Origin of the sequence: Desulfoluna spongiiphila (assembly GCF_900101345.1) — a bacterium.
GTDB lineage: Bacteria > Desulfobacterota > Desulfobacteria > Desulfobacterales > Desulfolunaceae > Desulfoluna > Desulfoluna spongiiphila.
Window position 1 is genome coordinate 172637 of the sequence record NZ_FMUX01000005.1, and the last position, 20190, is coordinate 192826.

The window sequence follows — 20190 nt, forward strand, 5'->3', positions numbered from 1 at the left end:
ATTTTGGATTACAGACCAACCAGCCTACATGAAACAGGCCCCGGCGGCAAGGTGCAGGGGGCAGTAAAACAGGGTTAACGCATTTAAAAAATCAGTTGCCTCCGGCGGGTCGCTTTTTGAAAAAAGCTCCGCAAAAACTTTCCGGTAATCAAGGCGCTTATCTCCAGCCCCGCAGGGTCTGAAGATAAGCGCCTTGATAAACTAAATAAAGAAGAGGGACTATGCTCTGTAGTGTCGCATTTTCAAAGAACAAAACCTGTTTGTCAAACTTTTCAAAAGTTTGGCCCCCGGCAGGGCCGCCGGAGGCAAAAATCTAAATGCGTTAACCCTGGGCAGTAAAAGGTCACAGGCTGGAGGTCAGGCTTTTTTTCGCCATGGGGCCTTCCTGCGGGCGTCAGTTTTCCTTTCCGGCGTCCGGGGCCGAGGCGATGCGGACCGCGCACACTTTGAACTCCGGGATCTTGGAGACCGGGTCCAGCTTGGCATTGGTCAGGCGGTTGGCGGCGGCTTCGGCAAAGTGGAAGGGGATAAAGACCGTCCCTTTGCCCATGCGCCGGCTGACCTTGACCCGTGCGGTGATCTCGCCCCGGCGGGAGGTGACCGTTGCCATGGTTCCGTCGGCAAGGCCCAGGGCCTTGGCATCGCTTCCCTCCATCTCCACGAAGCATTCCGGTGAGCGTTCGTTGAGCCCCTTGGATTTTCGGGTCATGGTGCCGGTGTGGTAGTGGTAGAGGACCCGTCCGGTGGTCAGGGCCAGGGGGTAGTCCTCATCGGTGACCTCGGCAGGCGGTGTCCAGGCGATGGCGTGGAAGGTGCCTTTGCCCTTGGCAAAGGTGCCCACGTGGAGCCGGGGCGTGCCGGGGTGGTCGGCCGTGGGGCAGGGCCAGGGGATGCCTTCGTCTTCAATGCGGGGGTAGGAGAGGCCGGAAAAGCTGGGGGTGACGGCGGCCAGCTCAGTAAAGATGGCTTCGGCTGAAGTGAACCCCATGTCGGTTCCCATGCGCCGGGCGATGTCGCAGACGATCTCCCAGTCCGTGGAGACCCCGTCGGGACCGTCCACGGCTTTTCGAACCCGCTGCACGCGTCGCTCGGTGTTGGTGAAGGTGCCTTCCTTTTCTGCAAAGCACAGGGCCGGCAGGACCACGTCGGCTGCCCGGGCGGTTTCGGACATGAAGATGTCCTGAACCACGAGGAACTCCAGGCTGCTGAAGCCTTTTTCCGTGTGGTTGAGGTCGGCTTCGGAGACCAGGGGGTTCTCGCCGATGACGTAAAGGGCCTTGAGTTTTCCGTTGATGGCCGCATCCACCATGTCTGTGGCGGTGAGGCCGGGGGTGCGGGAGAGGCCGGTAACGCCCCAGGCTTTTTCCATGGTTTGGGCATGGGCCTCTTCATGGACCTTTCTGTAGCCGGGGTAGACGTCGGGCAGGCCCCCCATGTCGCAGGCGCCCTGGACGTTGTTCTGTCCGCGCAGGGGGTTGACCCCGCCGCCTTCGATGCCCACGTTGCCGCAGACCATGGCCAGGTTGGCCAGGGCTTTCACGGCATCGGTGCCGTTGATGTGCTGGGTGATGCCCATGCAGTACAGGATGGACCCCTTTTCCGCTCCGGCGTAGAGCCGCGCCGCGGCAATCAGGGTCTCTTCGGGGATGCCAGTGATTTTGCGTACGTACCCGGGCGTGAAGGGGGCCACGGATTTTGCCATGGCGTCAAAGCCTTCGGTGCGTTCCAGGATATAGCGTTTGTCCTGAAGCCCTTCTTCAAGGATCACGTGGATCATCCCGTTGATCCAGGCAATATCGCCACCGGGCCTGGGGGCCATCTTGAGGTGGGCGTGCTTTTTCAGGGTGATTTCCCGGGGGTCTGCCACGATGAGCTTTTTCCCGCCGAACTTGGCGGCCCGTTTGATGGCCGCTGAGATGACGGGGTGGGTCTCCGTGGTGTTGGAGCCCGTTACAAGGATGACATCCGCCTTCTCGATATCCGAGATGGGGTTTGTCATGGCACCGCTGCCGAAGGAGGCGGCCAGACCGGCCACCGTGGAGCTGTGTCACAACCGTGCGCAGTGATCGACGTTGTTTGTTTTCAGCACCGTGCGGGTGAATTTCTGGGCCACGTAGTTCTCTTCGTTGGTGACACGGGCCGAAGTGAGGACCCCCACGGCATCGGCATGGACGCCTGCGATTTCTTTGAGGCGTCGGGCCGTAAGGTCCAGGGCCTCCCCCCAGGAGGCTTCCCGGAACGAGCCGTTCTCTTTGATGAGGGGGGTGGTGAGACGGCGATCCGAAGCGATGAAGTCAAACGCGTAGCGTCCTTTGACGCAGAGGCTCCCGAAGTTGGGGGCGGCCTCTTCGCAGCCGGAGACATGCCAGACCCTGTTGCTTTTGACATGCAGGTTCATCTGGCAGCCCACCCCGCAGTAGGAGCAGGTGGTCCTGACGGGCTCGGTTTCGGAGATGCGCGGCACCATGCGGGCGTCCCTGGGGACCAGGGCCGCCACGGGACAGACCTGGACGCACTCACCGCAGAACACGCAGTCCGAATCCTTCAGGGGCAGATCGCCCTTGGTGATGATTTTGGTCTGGGCGCCCCGGTAGCCGAAGTCGATGGCTTCGTTAACCTGGACCTCGTTGCAGACCTGGACACAGCGCCCGCAGAGGATACACTTTGAAAAATCCCGGAGGATGAACGGGTTCACCGCCTCCATGGGGTAGGTGACGCCGGTGTCTTTGAATGAGGCGCCTTTGACCTTGTAACGGAAGGCGAGTTCCTGGAGACGGCAGCTGCCGGAGGAGGGACAGACCAGGCAGTCGTCGTGACGTCCCGAGGAGAGCATCAGCTCAATGGTCATGCGCCGGGAGCGGATGATCTCGGGGGTCTCGGTGCGTACCGTCATTCCGTCTTCCACCGGGACGGTGCAGGCGGTGAGGAGGGTACGGGCACCCGCCACGTCCACCATGCAGATCCGACAGGCCCCGGTGGGCATACTCCCCTTGAGGTGGCAGAGGGTGGGGATATCAATGTGGTTACGCTTTGCAACGTCCAGAATGGTTTCCCCATCGGTAAAGGGAAGGCTTTTGTCGTCGATGACGATTCTCTTCTCTTTGTGTTCCATCTCCAAAATCTCACCTTCTGTTATGCATTAGTCGATGGCGTCAAAGGGGCATTTGTCGTAGCAGCTCATGCACTGCACGCATTTGCCTGTATCAATGACGGCCACCTCTTTTTTCTGCCAGGCAATGGCGTCGGCCGGGCAGGCTTTGTAACAGAGACCGCATTTCTTGCATTTGTCGGGGTCCACGGTGAACTTGAGGAGGGCCTGGCAGGTTTTGGCCGGGCAGCGTTTTTCGAAGATGTGGGCCTTGTACTCGTCCATGAAGAAACGCATGGTGGAGAGCACGGGGTTGGCGGCGGTCTGGCCGAGGCCGCAGAGGGCCGAGTTGCTGGCCACTTCGCTGAGCTCTTCCAGGGACTTGAGGTCGCTCTCCTCTCCTTTACCTTCGCAGATTCTTTCTAAGATCTCAAGGATCCGGCGGGTGCCCTCCCGGCAGGGGGTGCACTTGCCGCAGGACTCCTCCTGGATGAAATCCATGAAGAAGCGGGCCATGTCCACCATGCAGGTGCGGTCGTCCATGACGATGGCGCCGCCGGAACCCATGATGGCACCGACCTTGGCGATCTCTTCATAGTCGATGGGGGTGTCCAGGTGCTGTTCGGGAACACATCCGCCGGAGGGGCCTCCCAGCTGCACCGCCTTGAACTTTCGTTTTTTGGGGATGCCGCCGCCTATATCGTAGACCAGGGTGCGGATGGGAAGGCCCATGGGCACCTCCACGAGGCCGATGTTGTTGACATCGCCGGAGAGGGCAAACACCTTGGTCCCCTTGCTTTTTTCCGTCCCCACCGAGGCGTACCATTCGCCGCCCTTGAGGATGATCTGGGGCACGTTGGCAAAGGTCTCCACGTTGTTCAGGATCGTGGGCTTGTCCCAGAGGCCTTTCTGGGCGGGGAAGGGGGGACGGGGCCTCGGCATGCCGCGCTTGCCTTCAATGGAGCGCATGAGGGCGGTCTCTTCGCCGCAGACAAAGGCGCCTGCGCCCTGGTAGATCTCGATGTCGAAGTTGAAGCCCGACCCCAGGATGTCGTCGCCCAGCAGGCCGTACTCTTTGGCCTGGGCAATGGCGATTTCAAGGCGGCGGATGGCCAGCTGGTATTCGGTGCGGCAGTAGATGTAGCCTTTGGTGGCGCCGATGGCCTTGGCCGCGATGGTCATCCCTTCAAGGACCACGTGGGGGTCGGATTCCAGGATGCTTCGGTCCATGAAGGCGCCGGGGTCCCCTTCGTCGGCGTTGCAGAGGACGTATTTTTCATCCCCGATGCTGGAGTGGGCGAATTTCCATTTGAGGCCCGTGGGGAAACCGGCACCACCGCGGCCCCTGAGGCCTGAGGAGAGCATCTCTTCGATGATCTCTTCGGATTTCATTTCATTTAAGGCCTTGGCCGATCCGAAGTAGCCTTCCCGGGCGATGTACTCGTCGATGACCTCCGGGTCGATGGCCCCTTTGTTTTTCATGGCCCGGTAGACCTGATTGGAGAAGAACGGGATGTCGTCGATATGGGGGATCTTCTCTTTGCTCATGTGCTCTTTGAAGAAGAGACGGGGGACGGGGCGGCCTTTGAGGAAGTGCTCCTCCACCAGTTCTGGAACATCGTCAACGGACAGTTTCTGGTAAAAAATGCCTTCGGGCTGAACCAGCATCACGGGGCCCACGGCGCAGAAGCCGTTGCAGCCGGTCTCCACCACTTTTATTTCATCTGCGAGCCCGCGGTTGATCAGCTCGGCGTTGAGCGCTTCCTGGAAAGGCTTGCTGCCGGTGGCGTGGCATCCCGTGCCGCCGCACAGCATCAGCTGCATTCTTGTTTTACTCATCTCTTTCTCCTGGGTTGGAATCGCTTGTAAAGGCTTCGAAGGCCGCCTGGCTGTCAGCCTTCACGGTATGGATGACATGTGTGTCATGCTGTTTAATGGGTGTGGCCTGTCCGGTGCCGGATTCCGCATCGGCAGGCCCGTGGCCACGGCGTGTTTACTGGTATTCCTCCAGGATGCCCGTGACATCTTTGGGATCGACGTTGCCGTGTATGTCCTCATTGACGATCATGACCGGGGCCAGGCCGCAGGCACCCAGGCAGCGGACGCCCTCCAGGGTGAAGCGGCGGTCCTCCATGGTCTCGCCTTCGGACAGGCCGTATTTGTTGCCGATGTGGTTCATGACCTCTTTGATGCCCTTGACATAACAGGCCGTGCCGGTGCAGGCCTTGATGATGTTTCGTCCTTTGGGCTTCAGAGAGAAAAGTGAGTAAAAGGTTGCCACACCGAAGACCTGGCTTGACGCCAGTCCCAGGCCCTGGGCGATGTAATCAAGAAGGATGGGGGGAAGGTAGCCGACGGTATCCTGACAAAGGCGCAGGACAGTGATGAGCGAACCGGGAACGGCGCTGTTTTCATCAATGATGGTGTCGATGCGGGGCCACATCTCAGCGGTGATATCCGGATGCTCGGGATGGTGATCCATAGCCATGGGCAAGTCTCCAAGCCGAAGAACCGTGCTCTTCGATTACGTGTGATTTAGTAGGGTTGTCGTATCGTGACTGTGGTTTATGACATGAACGCTGTTTAGGGCATTCGGTGTCATTGATTATGTATCATTAAAGATGAATAATTGCTTGCCGGGGAGAATGCAAGGGAAAATTCGAATTGGCATTAGAAATTGAATACCTTCCAGGTAATTACTTTCCATTGACAGTGGTAGGTCAATGAAATATAGCATGAAAGGTCATTCTTCAGGATTTGCTGCATCTAACCGTCTTTTTTTTCGCTCTATTTGTGACCGATTCGATGATCATGCCAGGGGGGATTTTTTCCTCTGTGCCGGTTTGACCTTGACATCCGTTTCAGGGTAGAACGGCGTTTAATGTGGACATCCCGGTTTATCGGGGTGGCCGCCACGACAGATCAACCGGGGTCGAAAGATGAAACTTGCTGATATCGTCAATGTGCTGGATGCCAAGCTGCTTGCAGGAGAGCAGCATCTGGACAGGGAGTTTGAGATCTGCAGAGGCAGCGACCTCATGAGCGACATCCTGGCCTATTTTGCCGATGGGGGCGTTGTGCTGACGGGTCTTCCCACCTTGCAGGCGGTGCGCACCGCTGCGGTCTCCGGTGTGGGCGGGCTTGTGTTTGTCCGTGGCAAGCAGCCATCTGGGGACGTGGTTGCCCTTGCTCGCAAAGAGGAAATTCCCTTGATGATGACCAGCCTTTCCATGTTCGTGGCCTGTGGCAGGCTTTACTCCAGCGGCATGGCGGGTCACAACGGGGAGCGGTAGATCACCGGTACCAGGGGGCAAGGCACAGGGCCTGTTTCAGAACGGGCTGCCCGCCTTGTCCCTGCACGTGGTTCCAGGGTGTGTGTCATAGATGAAGGCTTTTTTGGAGTTGTGCAACTATGGATCGACTCAGGCGGACCTATCCGGTGCGGCATGGGGATTTTAACCACGCCGGCGAAGCGTCCATTCATGTGAAGAACACGTTGAAGTCTCTGAATTTTCGCCCGGAGCTGGTCAGGCGGGTCTCCATCTGCGGCTACGAGGCGGAGATGAACCTGGTGATGCACGGGGGCGACGGGGTGTTGTCGGTGGTGATCTCTCCCCAGGAAATCCGGCTGGATGTGGAAGATTCGGGGCCGGGGATCGAGAACACCGAGCTGGCCATGCAGGAGGGATACTCCACGGCCAGTGACGAGTATCGTGAGATGGGATTCGGCGCAGGTATGGGGCTGCCCAACATGAGGCGGAACTCCGATGACCTTGTGGTGGACTCTTCCCCGGGACAGGGTACGGCGGTGACCATGCGGTTCACCGTCGGCGGAGGGGGATGATGCACATCGAACATGACGGGGCCGGCTGCTACGTCAGCTTCGATACGGCGTTGTGCGACGGGTGCACGCGGTGCGTCAGGGGGTGCCCCACCAAGGCCCTGCGCGTTCGGAAAGGCAAGGTCGTACACAAGCAGGAGGCGTGCATCGGGTGCGGCAACTGTCTGCGCATCTGCCCCATGGGCGTCGTGCGTGCCGCCACCACCGAGCTGTCCCAACTGAAAAAGAGCCGCATCTCTGTGGCCCTGGTGACTCCCATTCTTTACGCCCAGTTTCCCGGCGTCCTCCCCAAAGACATCTTAAAAGGCCTCAAGCGCCTGGGATTCCATCATACCGTGGACATGTCCTATTTTTTTGAGATGTTCCAGTTTGCCACGGAAGAGTTTATCCGCCAGAACCGCCGGACCCAAGAGGCCCCCTGGCCCCTGATTTCGCCCGTCTGCCCCGTGGTGCTGCGATTGATCCAGACCCGGTTCCCGAGCCTTATTCCCCACATTCACCCCATCAAGCGGCCCGTGGCTCTCATGGCCAAGAAGGTGACCCGCATCCTGAGCAAGCACTACGGGGTCAACGAGGGCTTTATCAGCATGGTCTACATCAACCCCTGTCCCACCAAAAAAGGGGACAACCCCTCTACGCCGGATCAGAGCTTTACCAATGGCGGCCCATACGCTATGGGTATTTGTGATATCTATTCCCGGTTGGCCAAGGAGGTGGAGCATGTGCGAAACATCGAGGCCATCCCCATGGCCTTTGCCAGCTACGAATTTGAGCAGTGCACCTCAGGGGACGGCCTTCTCTGGGGCATGAGCGGCGGAGAAACCGTTGCCTCCGATATTGAAAAATCCCTGTCCGTTTCCGGTCTTGACGAAACGGTGAGCATGCTTGAGAAAATCGAGATGGGACTCTTCCGCGATACGGAGTATATCGAGCTTCGTGCCTGCACCGAAGGGTGCCTCGGCGGGGCCCTGACGGCCATCGACAAGTACCTTGCAAAGAGTGCCAGCCAGCGGATGATCACCCTTCTGGGCACGGGCAAGCGCCTCAACCGGGATCGCATCAACCGGCTTTACGAAAAAGAGTGGTTTTTTTCCAAGCGGGCGGAGCAGGGCGGCTTTGAAGGCGATGGGTTTGCAAGCACCCCCTTTACCATTGAAGAGATGCGAAAAATCGACGGGCTGATCCAGCTGATCAACGGCCGGGACTGCGCCGCCTGCGGTGCCCCGGACTGTCGCACCTTTGCCGAGGACGTGGTGCGTGGAGAGGCCCCCGTGGAAGCCTGCCTGCTCCTTCGGGCCAGGGGGCTGTCCGGGGAACAGGTGATGACATTTATCAACAGCAAGGAGTGCGGGCATGCGTGTCAGGGACTTGGTTGAACGATACGGCCTGGAAGTGGAAGCCGGAGAAACAGGGCTGGACCGGGAAGTCCGGTTCGGGTACTGCGGAGATCTTTTAAGTGAAGTGATTGCCCATGCGGGCCAGGCCTCGGTCTGGATTACCGTGCAGGGGCACCAGAATATCGTGGCCGTGGCCGTTCTCCGCGAGTTTGCGGCGGTGGTCATCGCCTCGGGGAACCGCCCCGACAAAGAGACCTGCGCCAAGGCAGAAGCCGAAGGCATTCCACTTCTCACCTGGAAGGGCAATGCCTATGAGCTGGCCGGTCAACTCTACGGCGAGGGGCTCGGCTGCCCATGAAGCGCCTTACCGCCGACCTGCATATCCACACCTGCCTGTCGCCCTGCGGGGATCTCTCCATGGACCCCAGACGGGTGGTGGAGATGGCCCTTGGGGCCGGTCTCGACCTCATCGCCGTTTGTGACCACAACAGCACGGGCAACTGTGCTGCCGTGATGCAGGCCGCCGAAGGGTGTGCCCTTTGTGTCCTTCCCGGGTGCGAGCTCTGTACGGCCGAAGAGATTCATGTGGTGGCGCTCTTTGAAACCCTGACGGCGGCCCGAGACTTTCAGGGGTACATAGATGCCCACCTGGCGGGGAGCAACACCCCGGAGGTGTTCGGGTACCAGATCGAAGCCGATGCCGACGGCCAGTTTACGGCAGAGTGCACCGATTTTCTCATCGGCGCCCTGGACCAGGGGGTGAACGAGGTGGTGGCGGCGGTGCGGCACACGGGAGGGCTTGTGATCTGTGCCCATATTGATCGCCCCAGCTTTTCCGTGATTTCCCAGCTTGGCTTTATGCCGCCGGATCTTGTCCCCGATGCCGTGGAGGTGACCCTGGCCGGCATCCACGGAGACTTTCCCTTGTCCCATGCCGCCGGGTTCCCGGTGATCACCGCCTCGGATGCTCATTTCCCCGAGGATGTGGGGCGCTGGACCACCCTGTTTGACATGGACGCGCCGGTGTTTGCCGAACTGGCCATGGCCCTTCGCGGCGAGGGCGGCCGTGGCGTTGCGGGGTATGGGGAGAACATCGCCTCCGGCTCTTCGAGGAGGACGGCGTGAAGGAAATTTCCCTGCATATCCTGGACGTGGTGGAAAACGGCATCGCCGCAGAGGCAGACCTTATTACGCTCATCGTGGATGAAGCGGTGGATCGCAATGTGCTTTCCCTCACCATCTCAGACAACGGCAAAGGCCTGTCACCGGAACAGCAGGCCAAGGTGGCGGATCCCTTTTTCACCTCCCGCACCACCCGTCGTGTGGGCATGGGGCTTTCGCTCCTGAAGGCGGCTGCCGAACGGTGTGGCGGTGGGTTTTCCTTTACATCCGAAGAAGGAAAAGGCTCCCGGGTCTTCTGCTCTTTTTTGCATGACCATATCGATCGGGCCCCTTTGGGGGATATGGCCATGACCATGGAGGTGCTCATGGCAGGGTACCCGGAGGTGGATTTTCTCTATTGCCATCTGTACAATGGGCGTGAATTTGAGTTTGACACCCGAAAGATCCGACAGGAACTCGAAGGGGTTCCCTTAAGCGAGCCCGCCGTGCTCAGGCACCTGAAAGCGGGCATCGAAGAAGAGTTGGAAAAGATCAGGACGTAGAAGATAGGTGATAGGTGATGGAAAAAAACGGGCACGTCCACCATGTGGCCCCATCACCCATGACCTATATTCTATGACCTATGTCCCAAATAACCTGACTTATCTATAACCCCCGATTATCCGATGGGAAGGAGACGTTGATATGGCAAAGCTCTCTGTGGCAGATCTCAAAGCACTTAAAGAAAAGGTAGCCAAAGATATTTCACTCCGTGAGGGAAAGGCCAGGGTGCTTGTGACCGTTCACATGGGGACCTGCGGCATCGCATCCGGTGCCCGGGCCGTCATGGACGCTCTGATGGAAGAGATGGAAGCTGCGGATCGCAGCGATATTCGCGTGATGGCCGCGGGCTGCCTGGGCATGTGCAGCAGCGAGCCCAATGTGACCGTGGAGATCGACGGCGAGCCCCCTGTGGCGTATCAGTTTATGGATGCCAACAAGATGCGCCAGGTGTTCAAGCGCCACGTTATTCTGGGGGAGGTGCAGCCCGATTTCGCCATGGCGACCATGTAGCCCCAGGGCATGGGTGCCTGCGGCAGCCGGAGGTCTTGCGCAGCAGTTTTGGAAGACCCGTCATTAAGGCGGCAGGGCCGAGTGGGCCCCTGTCGCCTTTTTTTGGGTGTCTGAACAAAGATTTTCCATGGTGCTGCCTGTCCCTTGTGTGAGATGATGCGATATATGATTGACGGGGACGTGCCTTTGGACTCAACCCGGAGGAGACAAACAAGGTGCCGGGCAAGACAAGAGGAGAAACGGACGCGATGAATATCATTGAAAAATCACTGGCCATTGCACTGACCGCATACAGCGGTCGGCAGGATCAGGCCGGAGGGCCTCCATTCTTCATCCCCTTCGGGTCATGGCGAGGATGACCACGGAGGATGAAATGGCCGCAGCCCTTCTTCATCAGGTGGTTGAAGGGTCGACATATACGTCAAAGGGCCTGATGGAGGCAGGGATTCCCTCCCATGTGGTGGGGGCCGTGGAGTGCCTCAGCCGGGTGGAAGGGGAAAGCGACGAGAATTTCATTTCCCGGGTCCAGTCCAACCCCCTGGCCACGGCCGTCATGATCGCCGACCTGAAGGACCACATGGATCTTCAGAGGTTCAACCGCCTGGGGGATGAGGAACTTGCCCATGTGGCCGGGTATCACAAGGCCTGGAAGCAGCTCACCCAGTCATAAGGGACCGCAATCCACCAGGCTGTTGACCTGGCAGCGACCCCCTGCCGACCATTGAAAATGACCCTTTCAATGGTCGCCCCACCCCTTTCCCCCATCGTCAGAATTCTTCTTTGGTTTTTCAATGTGCCAGTGTTCCAGATCCGTTCCATAAACTTAAAGCCCATTCGGCCTGCCTGGGCGGCTGCGCCCAAAAACATTCAGGCTGTGCGGTTCATCAGCTCTTCAAGGATGGTATGAGAACACCGCTGGTGACCCTTTATCTGTACGATGGAGCGCAGCGACTCTATCACCTATGACCTACCACCTGTTTTCTATGGCCTTCTTTTCCCTATTTCATCTTGTAGGTAAAGGCGATCATCATCTGGTTTCTGTCTTCCATCTGCAGGGCTGCCTCAAGGCCGGCGCAATCGAGGTTTGCATTGATGGCCTCTTTGGTCATGCGGATCCCCATGGGATTTTTCTCACCCATGATGGTGGCCAGCTCCATGGCGGTATCTATCATGGACTCTTTGGGGACCACCCGGGAGGCAAAACCCAGGGAAAGGGCGGTGGTGGCGTCCATCCAGTTGCCGGTGAGAAGGTACTCATAGGCCCTTCCTGCCCCGATGAGCCGGGGCAGGAAATAGCTTGAGGCCATGTCCGCCCCGCCCAGGCCGATGTTGATGTAGGCTGCTGAGAACCGGGCATTTTCACAGAGTATCCGGATGTCCGAGGCCATGGCCAGGGAAAAGCCGATGCCCGCGGCCGCCCCGTGAACGCAGGTGATGATGGGCTGGGGGATGCGGCGCATGGCAAGGAACAACCGGCTCATGCGGGCCTGGGCGTCGTAGGCTTTGACAGGGCTCATCTTGAAGATTTCCGGGGCGTAGGCCGCGGTGTCGAGGCCCGCGCAAAAACCCCTGGACTCTCCTCCGTCGATGATGATGGCCGTGGTCTCCTCATCGTATCGGCGTTCCGCTAAAAAGGCCTCAAAGGCCAGGACCATCTCCAGGTCAAAGGCGTTGTATTTGTCCGGCCTGTTCAGGGTAAGGCGGCCGATGCGTCCTTCTTTTCTATAGATAAATGGCTTCATGGGGGCTCTCCTTTCTGGGGTCGTTTGATACATCGAGAAAAACCAGGCTCACAGGGTCAAAGCGCATTCGCAACCAGCTTTCAAGGTGGCTCACCTTGCCGCCGGAGGCAGCCAAGTTAAAGATGCCTCCGGCGGCCCTGCCGGGGGCCAAACTTTTAAAAAGTTTGACAAACAGGTCTTAAGCAAGCCTTCCCAGGCTCCGCCGAAATAATTTCCATTTTTTCACATTAGAAAAGTTTTTTGCGGAGCTTTTTTTTCAAAAAAGCGACCCGCCGGAGGCAAACTGAATAGTTACAAAAAGCTTAATAAACAGGTTTTAAAAACAGATTCGGCTTAATCTGAATCAATAGCGAATGTGATTTTCCCTGAGGAACGAAGGGAAAAGCGCATTCGCAACCAGCTTTCGAGGTGGCACACCTCGCCGCCGGAGGCATTGTTTTTACTGAGTCCTCTTGATCCTGCGATTCATCCGAACGTTAACCATAGAAGGCCTTCTTTTTTAGTCCGTAAAACAATCCACCTCGGTTTGAAGGCTCAGGGGCGGCTGGGCCAGGGTCACCGACAGCGGCCCGATTTTCGGGAGTTCGTGGCTGAAATAGTAGCGTCCCACAGCCAGCTTTCCTTCGTAGAAGGCGCGGTCTGACTTCCGGATGGTTTGCGCGGCGAGTTTTTCGGAGGCGACCGCCATCTGGGCCAGCCATTGCCAGGCGACGGTCACAAGGCCGAAGAGCTCAAGGTAGAGGGTGGCGTTGGCAAGGAAGGCCTCCGGACCTTTTTCCATGGCCACGTTCCCCAGGGTCATGGTGGTGGCGGCCAGAGTGTCTCTGGCCTCGGCCAGGGCTTTGGTCATCGCCCGGAGCTCAGGGTGGCCCTTGGCCTTTTCCATGGTGCTCTCCATCTCCCGGTCGAGAAGCTGAAGGGCCTTGCCGTTATTCATCACCACCTTTCTGCCAAGAAGGTCCATGCCTTGGATGCCCGTGGTCCCTTCGTGGATGGCGTGGATCCGCATGTCCCTGAAGTGCTGCTCCACGGGGAAATCTTCGCAGTACCCGTACCCTCCGAAGCACTGGATGCTTGCGCTGGTGGAGAGGATGCCCATTTCAGCGGGGAAGGTCTTGGCCACGGGGGTGAGGAGCTCCAGAAGGAGTTTGCAGTCGGCTTGTTCTTCATCGGGTGCAGAGTGCATGCGGTCCTCGTACCGGCTGCATTGAAGGATGAGGGAGAGGGCCCCTTCGGAGACGGCACGCTGGAACAGGAGCATGCGTTTGACATCTTGGTGTTCGATGATGGGGATGGGCGCTCCCCCGGGGCCGTCGGTGAGGCGGCGGCCCTGTCTGCGGTTTTTGGCGTAGTCGAGGGAGGCATGGTAGGCCGCCGTGGCAATGGCCGTGGCCCCTATGCCAACCTCCAGCCGGGCTCCGTTCATCATCTGGAACATATAGGAGAGGCCCCGGTTGGGTTCGCCCACGAGGTGCCCCGTGCAGTCGTCCTTGTCGCCCAGGGAGAGGGCGGTGATGGGCGCCCCCCGGTATCCCATTTTGTGGAAGACCTGGGTGACGGTGACATCGTTTGACACGAGCTCGTCCTTGCCGTTTTTCCTCAGCTTGGGCACGGCAAACAGGGAGATCCCCTTGACGCCCGCCGGGGCACCGTCGATGCGGGCCAGCATGAGGTGCACCACGTTGTCCACCCCGTCATGGTCCCCCGCGGAGATGAAAATTTTTTCTCCCTTGATGCGGTAGGTGCCGTCTGCCTGCGGGGTGGCGGCGGTGGTGAGGTCGCCCAGGGAGGTCCCTGCTTCAGGTTCGGTGAGGGCCATGGTGCCCTGCCATCGTCCCTCCAGCATGGGGAGGAGAAATTGTTTGTGTAAGTCCTCCGAGCCAAAGGTGAAGATAAGATTTGCCGCGCCCGTGGTGAGCCCGGAGTACACAGACGCCGAATAGTTGGCCGAGGCGAACACAAAGCAGACCGCATGCAGCAGGCTTGGCGGCATGTTGTCCCCGCCCCACTCTTCGGGGAAAATGGCAGAAATCCAGCCGTCTTTTCCCAGGGTGGCGAGGATGGATCGCACATCTTTGTGCACGGCAACGGTGCCGTTTATCAGCTCAGGCGGGTTTCGGTCCATCTCTTCGAAGATGGGATGCAGGGCCTTTTTGGCAAAATCAAAGGCGGCATCCAGGACCATGTCCATGGATTTGCGGGAGTGTCCGTTGACGGGGGAGCCCGGGGGAAGGGACTCCGTGCCCACAACCTCGTGGAGGGTGAATTTCAGGTTGCGCATACTCATGAATTTGTCTGCCATGATGAGCCTCTGTGTCTTGGGTTGATTTTCTCCGGTAGAACTCCGGCGGCATGGTCGTGAAGAGCAACTTGTATGCCAGTTTCAAGAGCTCCTGTTTTGGGGCACAGTGTGATTCCGTCTGGTGAATATCCGCGATATGTAGTAGTCCTTTTCTTTGGTATGTAGAACATCCACTGTATTTCGCGGGAGCGCCCATGACACAGGACGAGAGCAGACTGATTCGGGATATCACCCAGTGCCTTTACAGCAGCCTTGAGATCGAAAAATCGCTGCATGAAACCCTCCTTTTACTCAAAGAGTATTTGCCCCTGGATCTGGTCCACGTGTTTGTGCTGGACACCTCCGCCCAGACCTTGCGGTACCTTGCCGAAGCCACGGTGAAGCGCGGGACCCTCATTGACGAGAGGATTCAGCTCTCCTGGGACCATTTCAAAGAGATCCGGGACTAGGCCCACGGGGACGTCCGGATTCTGGAGAGTTCGGAGAGCCCGATGCTCAAGAGTATCCACGCCCATTTCCTCGGTCATGTGGAAAAGCCGCTGTATTCGAGGAAAAATGATTTTTCCGTCATGACCATGGGCTTTGATATCGTTCCGCCCCTGGTGGGAGGGTTTGGGATGGTTGTGGGTGGAGACCACGCCTACGGGGCCTCACACCTCAACTGGATAAACCTCATCCGGCGCCCCTTGATCGGTGCGGTGCTGAACCTTCTGCACCACCGGGACCTGGTGTGCGAGAACGAGCGCCTCTCCTCCGAAAAAAAGCAGCTGGAGCATCGCCTGGGCCATGACGGTGACGGTCGGATCATCGGCACCGATTCCGGGCTCAGGGAGGTGTCGGCCATGATCCATCAGGTGGCGACCCTGGACAGTCCTGTCCTGATCCTTGGAGAGACCGGTACCGGAAAAGAGGTGGTGGCCAATGCCATCCACAGGGCTTCCGGGCGGAGCAAGGGCCCCATGATCCGCGTGAACTGCGGTGCCATTGCCGAAGGCCTTTTGGACAGCGAGCTTTTTGGCCACGAGAAAGGGGCATTCACCGGAGCCACCCGCCTGAAACGAGGCTATTTCGAGCAGGCCGATGGGGGCACCATTTTTCTGGATGAGATCGGGGAACTCCCCCCGGCTGCCCAGGTCAAGCTGCTGAGGGTGCTTCAGACCCTGGAGTTCAATCGGGTGGGGGGCAGCTGGCCTGTGTCCGTTGATGTGCGCGTGGTGGTGGCCACCAACCGGGACCTTTTTGCCATGGTCAAAGAGAAGCGCTTCCGTGAGGATCTCTGGTTCCGACTCAACGTTTTTCCCATCCGGGTGCCGCCCCTGAGGGCCAGGATGCAGGATATTTCTGCCCTGGCCTCGTATTTCGTGGGCCGAAAGTCGCGGGAACTGAACATGGAGCCTCCCCCCGAGGTCACCGATTCGGCCGTGCGCCAGCTCACCGCCTACGACTGGCCCGGCAACATCCGGGAACTCCAGAATGTCATCGAACGAGCCCTCATCATCGGCAGGGGACGCCACCTCTCCTTTGACAACCTCCTCTGGGAGCCCGGGGCGGCTTCGGACAGTGCCGTGTCCGGGGCTACCGCCGAAGGCTTCCCCTCCATGGACCAGGCGGTGACGGATCACATCCGGGCCGCATTGTCCCTGGCCGGGTGCAAGGTGGAAGGCCCGGGAGGGGCCGCAGAGCTCCTTGGGATGAACCCGTCCACCCTGAGGAGCCGGATGAAGAAACTGGGGGTGGGGGTAAAACAGGTATTAGATAAGACAGGTCATAGGTGATAGGGGAATTCTGGTTTCTGGCCCTTGGTATCATGGGGCTGCGCGTGGCCTGCACCGCCCGAGGACAGATAACGGAATGAGTACGCGGAAAGATCGCAAGAATTGCAAATGAGATCGCAACAATTGAAAAGACACACGGGGTGTTGATGCCTATCGTAGCCGCATGTCGGGAGACACATCTATCGGATGTTTCCCATGGGTTGCACCTTAAAAGGAGTAAGGCATCATGTATCATCCCAGGTTCAAAGGCGATCACTACGGCATGGGGCTCAGATTCGGCGGGCTTCTGAAAAAAAACGGCATTGCACTTTTCGGTATGACAGAACTTGACGAGGTCCAGCGTGGCTACGGCATGGCGTCCGAAAACATCGTCAGAAAGTTTTTCCCGGGTGCGTGCGAAGAGATGCGGGGCCTGGCAGATGGCCTGGGCGTTTCCTATGAGACCTTTTCAGCGTGGCTCCTGTGCATCAGTGTTTGCCTGGAGGTTCAGGGATGCTCCATGATCGCCTGCAAAAGAGAGGGCCGCGTCGTGTTCGGGAGGAACAACGATCTTCCCCCGGTATTTCGAAAAATGAGCAGCAGCGCCTTGTACGCGCCGTCGGGTGGGTATGCCTTTATCGCCAACTCATCGGCCTTTGTGGGCGCCGAAGACGGCATCAACGAAAAAGGGCTGGCCGCGGGCATGACGTATGTGTGGGGCAGCGAGCTGAAAGCCGGTTTCAATTCCATGTTTTTCGTTCGTTATATCCTGGAACGATGCGCCACCGTGGCCGAGGGCCTGAAAGCCCTTGAGGAGATTCCCATGGGCGGCGCATACCACCTGATCCTGGCGGACAGGGACGACATGGCGCATGTGGAGTGCAGTCCGCAAAAGATGCGGGTCCATCGCGGGGAGGTGGCCGTTGCCACCAATCATTTTGTGTCCGAAGAGATGGCTCCCTGTGAAGAGACGAAGGACCTCTACCAATCCTACGCACGGTACAAGACGGCCTCCGATGCCGTGGGTGATGGCTCCCGTGCCGTAAGCGTCGACAATGTCAAAGGGCTTCTGGGCGGAAAGCGGGGGTTCATGTGCCAATACGAAAAAGCCCTTGCGTTTGATACGGTGTGGTCGTCAGTCTATGATCCGGCCAACAGGAAGGTGTACCGGGCAGAAGGGAACCCCTCAAGGTGCCGGTACAGGGAGGATGTTCGTTTTGAGAAGATATGTGCTTTTTAGCATGGTGATGCTTCTGGTTGCAGGCGTTGCGTATGCAAATGAGGTTGAAAATAAATTCATCCGGGCAGGGCTTGTGGACGTGCATCGTATTGACGAGACGATTCAGGTGGATCTGGTGAATTCCGATGCCGGCAAAAATTATTTCCGGGAAGATTTCTATGCCGGCCTCAAGGCGGCGTACCTGAGAAAAGAGGTTGCCGTCAAGCTTTCCAAAGCCCAGAAAGGGCTGAAGGCGCGTCACCCGGAGTACTCCCTGCTTATCCTTGATGCGGCGCGTCCAAGGAGCGTGTCACGGTTGATGTACGACAAAATGAAGGGGACGCGGTTCGAAAAATTCGTGGCAAACCCTGCCCGGGGCTCCATGCACAACTACGGCATTGCCGTGGATATTACCATCGTGGACGGCCGCGGCAACGAGCTGGACATGGGCTTTACCCCGTTTCGGAAGAGCAGGCTCCAACTCTGCGCCATGTTCGCCATGAAAAAGCTCGGACGCACCCTTTCCCCGGCGCAGCGCAACAATCGAAAACTCCTCGCCGATGTCATGGCGGGCGCGGGTTTTTTACCCCTTGCCTTTGAATGGTGGCATTTCAACGGCATGCCCAAGGCGGAAGCACGGGCCAGGTATCACATCATAGAGTAAGGCATAATAAAAGAGCCTCCGGCGGCAAGGTGTGCCACCTCGAAAGCAGGTAGCGACTGCGCTTTGCCCTTCGTTCCTCAGGGGAAATCGCATTCGACCCCTCCTGAGGTGGCTCCCCTCACGTTCCGTTTTTTTCAATTGCTTTTTTGAGGGCCCTTGCGGCCTTTTTCGGATCATCTGCGGCGACAATGGCTGAGACCACGGCGATGCCATCGGCCCCTGCCGTCATGACGCCAGCACCGTTTGACAGGCCGATGCCTCCGATGCCGACCAGGGGAATCCGTATGGCTTTACGCATCCGCCTTACCCCTTCAAGGCCCAAGGGCGGGGCGGTGTCCGTCTTGGTGGGGGTGGCAAACACGGGGCTGATGCCGATGTAGTCCCCCCCGTCCCTTTCTGCTGCGAGGGCATCTTCCTGGGATTCCGCAGAGATACCGATAAGGCTTCCCTCAGGAAGAAGGCATCTGGCATCGCGGATGTGCATGTCGCTCTGCCCGAGGTGGATCCCGGAGGCGCCCACGGCAAGGGCCACATCCACCCTGTCGTTGATGATCAGGGGAACCCCTTTTTGATCCAGCCATGCCTTTAGCGCGCGGGCCTGGTCGATGAACTCCCGGGTGGAACAGGCCTTTTCCCGGAGCTGGACGCAGGTCACCCCGCCGGAGACGGCCTTCTTGACGATTTCAAGGATGCTTCGTTCCTTTGCCAGGCCCCGGTCCGTTACCAGGTAGAGGGAGTAGTCCACGGGGCGGTTCATCGGGACAGCTTCCCTGTCTCTCCGGCAGTTTCGGCCGGGGGCAGGACGTCGATGTGGCATTCGCTTTTGAGTTCCTCGGGGGTGAGGGTGTACAAGGCGTCGAGGAGTGCGATCATAAAGCTTCCGGGGGCCGAGGCCTGTTCTCCTGCCCGTTGCCCGGCCAGCCCGAAAAAGGCCAGGGCGGAGCAGGCGGCGGTGAAGGGATCGGGGTCCACGGCCGCAAAGGCACCGGCAATGGCCGTGGCCGTGCAGCCCGTGCCCGTGACCTTAGCCATGAGGGGGTGACCGCCCAGGATCCGTGCCGTGCGGGTGCCGTCGGTGACGATGTCCTCCGGGCCGGTGATGGCGATGGTGACGCCCAGCTCCGTTGCAAGATCTGAGGCCATGTTGGCGGCATCTGCAACGGTATCCACGGCATCCACGCCGCGGGTTCCGGAGCCTTCCTGTTGCAGGGAGAGGATCTCTGAGGCGTTACCCCGGATGAGGGTAACGCCGGCCTCCCGGATGATGCGGGTGGCGGTGCGGGTCCGCAAGGTGGTGGCACCGGAGCCCACGGGGTCTAAGATAACGGGCGTTCCCATGGCACGGGCCCTGGCACCGGCCGTGATCATCGCCCGGATCCAGGGATCGCTCAGGGTGCCGATGTTGAGAACCAGGGCGCCTGCAAAGGAGACCATCTCCTCCACCTCGTTTTCCGCATGGGCCATTACCGGTGAGGCCCCTAAGGAGAGAAGGGCATTGGCCGTGTAGTTCATCACCACGTAATTGGTGATGTTGTGGACAAGGGGGTTGGATTCCCTGATTCGTGACAGATTCTCAGCTGCTTTTAGGGCAAGGTCATTCACAATGCTAATCCTTAAATACGATGGGTTGAAAAACGGCTGAGGAGGGCTTGAAAGGAGGGATGCTTCCCTCAAAAAAAAGATCGACGCTTTTCGCAATTCCCTTCGCCGGTATGATCCGGATCAGGTTCGACGGGTATGATCTCAGGCCTTAAGCCACCCCTGCGTGTGCGGCTTTTTTGAGGGCCGCATCGTGTGATGCCTGTTCATATAGGTTGGTCCGGCCCGGTTGTCAACTCATTCGCCCTTCATCACGGCTTCCCCCCTTGCCGCCGAAGTTATTCCGGTTAAAGCCAAGCGAATCCCATATGCCCTTCATCGTGTTTCTATAAGAATGAAATGGGCCTCTCCTGCATAAACGGATGGCATATGCCACACATCACGCGAATGCCCCGAGAACGATCGCATAATGGCTGCCTCAATGCATTTGCCATAGGATTTCAAGGTACCCCCACTTTGCCGGCGGAGA

General features: G+C 58.7%; 19 protein-coding genes and 1 riboswitch. Of the genes, 12 read left to right on the top strand and 7 right to left on the bottom strand.

The window, feature by feature from the left end:
• Window positions 1–394: 394 nt before the first annotated feature.
• The 3 genes from fdhF to BLQ12_RS09030 all read right to left on the bottom strand — a co-directional run bounded on the left by fdhF (window position 395) and on the right by BLQ12_RS09030 (window position 5576).
• Window positions 395–3112 carry a formate dehydrogenase subunit alpha gene (fdhF, locus tag BLQ12_RS09020; protein ID WP_092210316.1) on the bottom strand — a complete coding sequence of 906 codons (2718 nt, stop codon included), beginning with the start codon at window positions 3110–3112 and terminating at the stop codon, window positions 395–397.
• A gap of 27 nt (window positions 3113–3139) precedes the next feature.
• Window positions 3140–4927, bottom strand: coding sequence for an NADH-quinone oxidoreductase subunit NuoF (gene nuoF, locus BLQ12_RS09025; protein WP_092210317.1), 1788 nt, complete (start codon window positions 4925–4927; stop codon window positions 3140–3142).
• A 154-nt stretch (window positions 4928–5081) separates the two neighbouring features.
• Window positions 5082–5576 (bottom strand): NADH-quinone oxidoreductase subunit NuoE family protein, encoded by a 495-nt coding sequence (locus BLQ12_RS09030; protein WP_092210318.1) that lies wholly within the window; start codon window positions 5574–5576, stop codon window positions 5082–5084.
• Window positions 5577–6027: 451 nt separating this feature from the next.
• On the opposite strand from BLQ12_RS09030, the gene BLQ12_RS09035 reads away from it, so the two are divergent.
• The 8 genes from BLQ12_RS09035 (at window position 6028) to BLQ12_RS09070 (ending at window position 11111) form a co-directional block, all read left to right on the top strand.
• Window positions 6028–6381, top strand: a complete 354-nt coding sequence (locus BLQ12_RS09035; RefSeq protein ID WP_092210319.1) for a DRTGG domain-containing protein — start codon at window positions 6028–6030, stop codon at window positions 6379–6381.
• A 119-nt stretch (window positions 6382–6500) separates the two neighbouring features.
• Window positions 6501–6932, top strand: a complete 432-nt coding sequence (locus BLQ12_RS09040) for an ATP-binding protein (RefSeq protein ID WP_092210320.1) — start codon at window positions 6501–6503, stop codon at window positions 6930–6932.
• The gene (locus BLQ12_RS09045; RefSeq protein WP_092210321.1) at window positions 6929–8305 is read left to right on the top strand and encodes a [Fe-Fe] hydrogenase large subunit C-terminal domain-containing protein; all 1377 of its coding nucleotides are present in this window, start codon (window positions 6929–6931) and stop codon (window positions 8303–8305) included. The genes BLQ12_RS09040 and BLQ12_RS09045 overlap by 4 nt, the downstream gene beginning before the upstream one ends.
• Complete coding sequence (locus BLQ12_RS09050) at window positions 8283–8624, top strand: DRTGG domain-containing protein (protein WP_092210322.1); 342 nt, start codon at window positions 8283–8285, stop codon at window positions 8622–8624. Before BLQ12_RS09045 ends, BLQ12_RS09050 begins: the two co-directional genes overlap by 23 nt.
• Window positions 8621–9391: a PHP domain-containing protein gene (locus BLQ12_RS09055; protein ID WP_092210323.1), complete on the top strand. Its 771-nt coding sequence runs from the start codon at window positions 8621–8623 to the stop codon at window positions 9389–9391. The genes BLQ12_RS09050 and BLQ12_RS09055 overlap by 4 nt, the downstream gene beginning before the upstream one ends.
• Window positions 9388–9930, top strand: a complete 543-nt coding sequence (locus BLQ12_RS09060; protein ID WP_092210324.1) for an ATP-binding protein — start codon at window positions 9388–9390, stop codon at window positions 9928–9930. The genes BLQ12_RS09055 and BLQ12_RS09060 overlap by 4 nt, the downstream gene beginning before the upstream one ends.
• A gap of 142 nt (window positions 9931–10072) precedes the next feature.
• Window positions 10073–10441 (top strand): (2Fe-2S) ferredoxin domain-containing protein, encoded by a 369-nt coding sequence (locus BLQ12_RS09065; protein WP_092210325.1) that lies wholly within the window; start codon window positions 10073–10075, stop codon window positions 10439–10441.
• Window positions 10442–10814: 373 nt separating this feature from the next.
• Window positions 10815–11111 carry a hypothetical protein gene (locus tag BLQ12_RS09070; RefSeq protein WP_092210326.1) on the top strand — a complete coding sequence of 99 codons (297 nt, stop codon included), beginning with the start codon at window positions 10815–10817 and terminating at the stop codon, window positions 11109–11111.
• Between the two features lie 328 nt (window positions 11112–11439).
• Here BLQ12_RS09070 and BLQ12_RS09075 read toward each other — a convergent pair whose 3' ends face one another.
• Together BLQ12_RS09075 and BLQ12_RS09080 are read right to left on the bottom strand one after the other, a co-directional pair.
• Window positions 11440–12183 (bottom strand): enoyl-CoA hydratase/isomerase family protein, encoded by a 744-nt coding sequence (locus tag BLQ12_RS09075; RefSeq protein WP_092210327.1) that lies wholly within the window; start codon window positions 12181–12183, stop codon window positions 11440–11442.
• 499 nt (window positions 12184–12682) lie between these two features.
• Window positions 12683–14485 carry an acyl-CoA dehydrogenase family protein gene (locus BLQ12_RS09080; RefSeq protein ID WP_092210328.1) on the bottom strand — a complete coding sequence of 601 codons (1803 nt, stop codon included), beginning with the start codon at window positions 14483–14485 and terminating at the stop codon, window positions 12683–12685.
• Window positions 14486–14679: 194 nt separating this feature from the next.
• Here BLQ12_RS09080 and BLQ12_RS09085 point away from each other — a divergent pair, with 194 nt between their 5' ends.
• The 4 genes from BLQ12_RS09085 to BLQ12_RS09100 all read left to right on the top strand — a co-directional run bounded on the left by BLQ12_RS09085 (window position 14680) and on the right by BLQ12_RS09100 (window position 18122).
• On the top strand, window positions 14680–14934 hold the full coding sequence (locus tag BLQ12_RS09085; RefSeq protein WP_092210329.1) for a hypothetical protein: 255 nt from the start codon (window positions 14680–14682) through the stop codon (window positions 14932–14934).
• A gap of 42 nt (window positions 14935–14976) precedes the next feature.
• On the top strand, window positions 14977–16260 hold the full coding sequence (locus tag BLQ12_RS09090; RefSeq protein WP_092210330.1) for a sigma-54 interaction domain-containing protein: 1284 nt from the start codon (window positions 14977–14979) through the stop codon (window positions 16258–16260).
• A gap of 226 nt (window positions 16261–16486) precedes the next feature.
• Window positions 16487–17479, top strand: coding sequence for a C45 family autoproteolytic acyltransferase/hydrolase (locus BLQ12_RS09095; RefSeq protein ID WP_092210331.1), 993 nt, complete (start codon window positions 16487–16489; stop codon window positions 17477–17479).
• The gene (locus BLQ12_RS09100; RefSeq protein WP_175469601.1) at window positions 17457–18122 is read left to right on the top strand and encodes a M15 family metallopeptidase; all 666 of its coding nucleotides are present in this window, start codon (window positions 17457–17459) and stop codon (window positions 18120–18122) included. Before BLQ12_RS09095 ends, BLQ12_RS09100 begins: the two co-directional genes overlap by 23 nt.
• Before the next feature lie 118 nt (window positions 18123–18240).
• On the opposite strand, the gene thiE is transcribed toward BLQ12_RS09100, so the two are convergent.
• Both thiE and thiM read right to left on the bottom strand, forming a co-directional pair.
• On the bottom strand, window positions 18241–18879 hold the full coding sequence (thiE, locus tag BLQ12_RS09105; protein ID WP_092210333.1) for a thiamine phosphate synthase: 639 nt from the start codon (window positions 18877–18879) through the stop codon (window positions 18241–18243).
• Entirely contained in the window at window positions 18876–19724 is an 849-nt protein-coding gene (gene thiM / locus BLQ12_RS09110; protein ID WP_092210334.1) for a hydroxyethylthiazole kinase, read from the bottom strand. The genes thiE and thiM overlap by 4 nt, the downstream gene beginning before the upstream one ends.
• Before the next feature lie 79 nt (window positions 19725–19803).
• Window positions 19804–19895: riboswitch (TPP riboswitch) on the bottom strand.
• Between the last annotated feature and the right edge of the window lie 295 nt (window positions 19896–20190).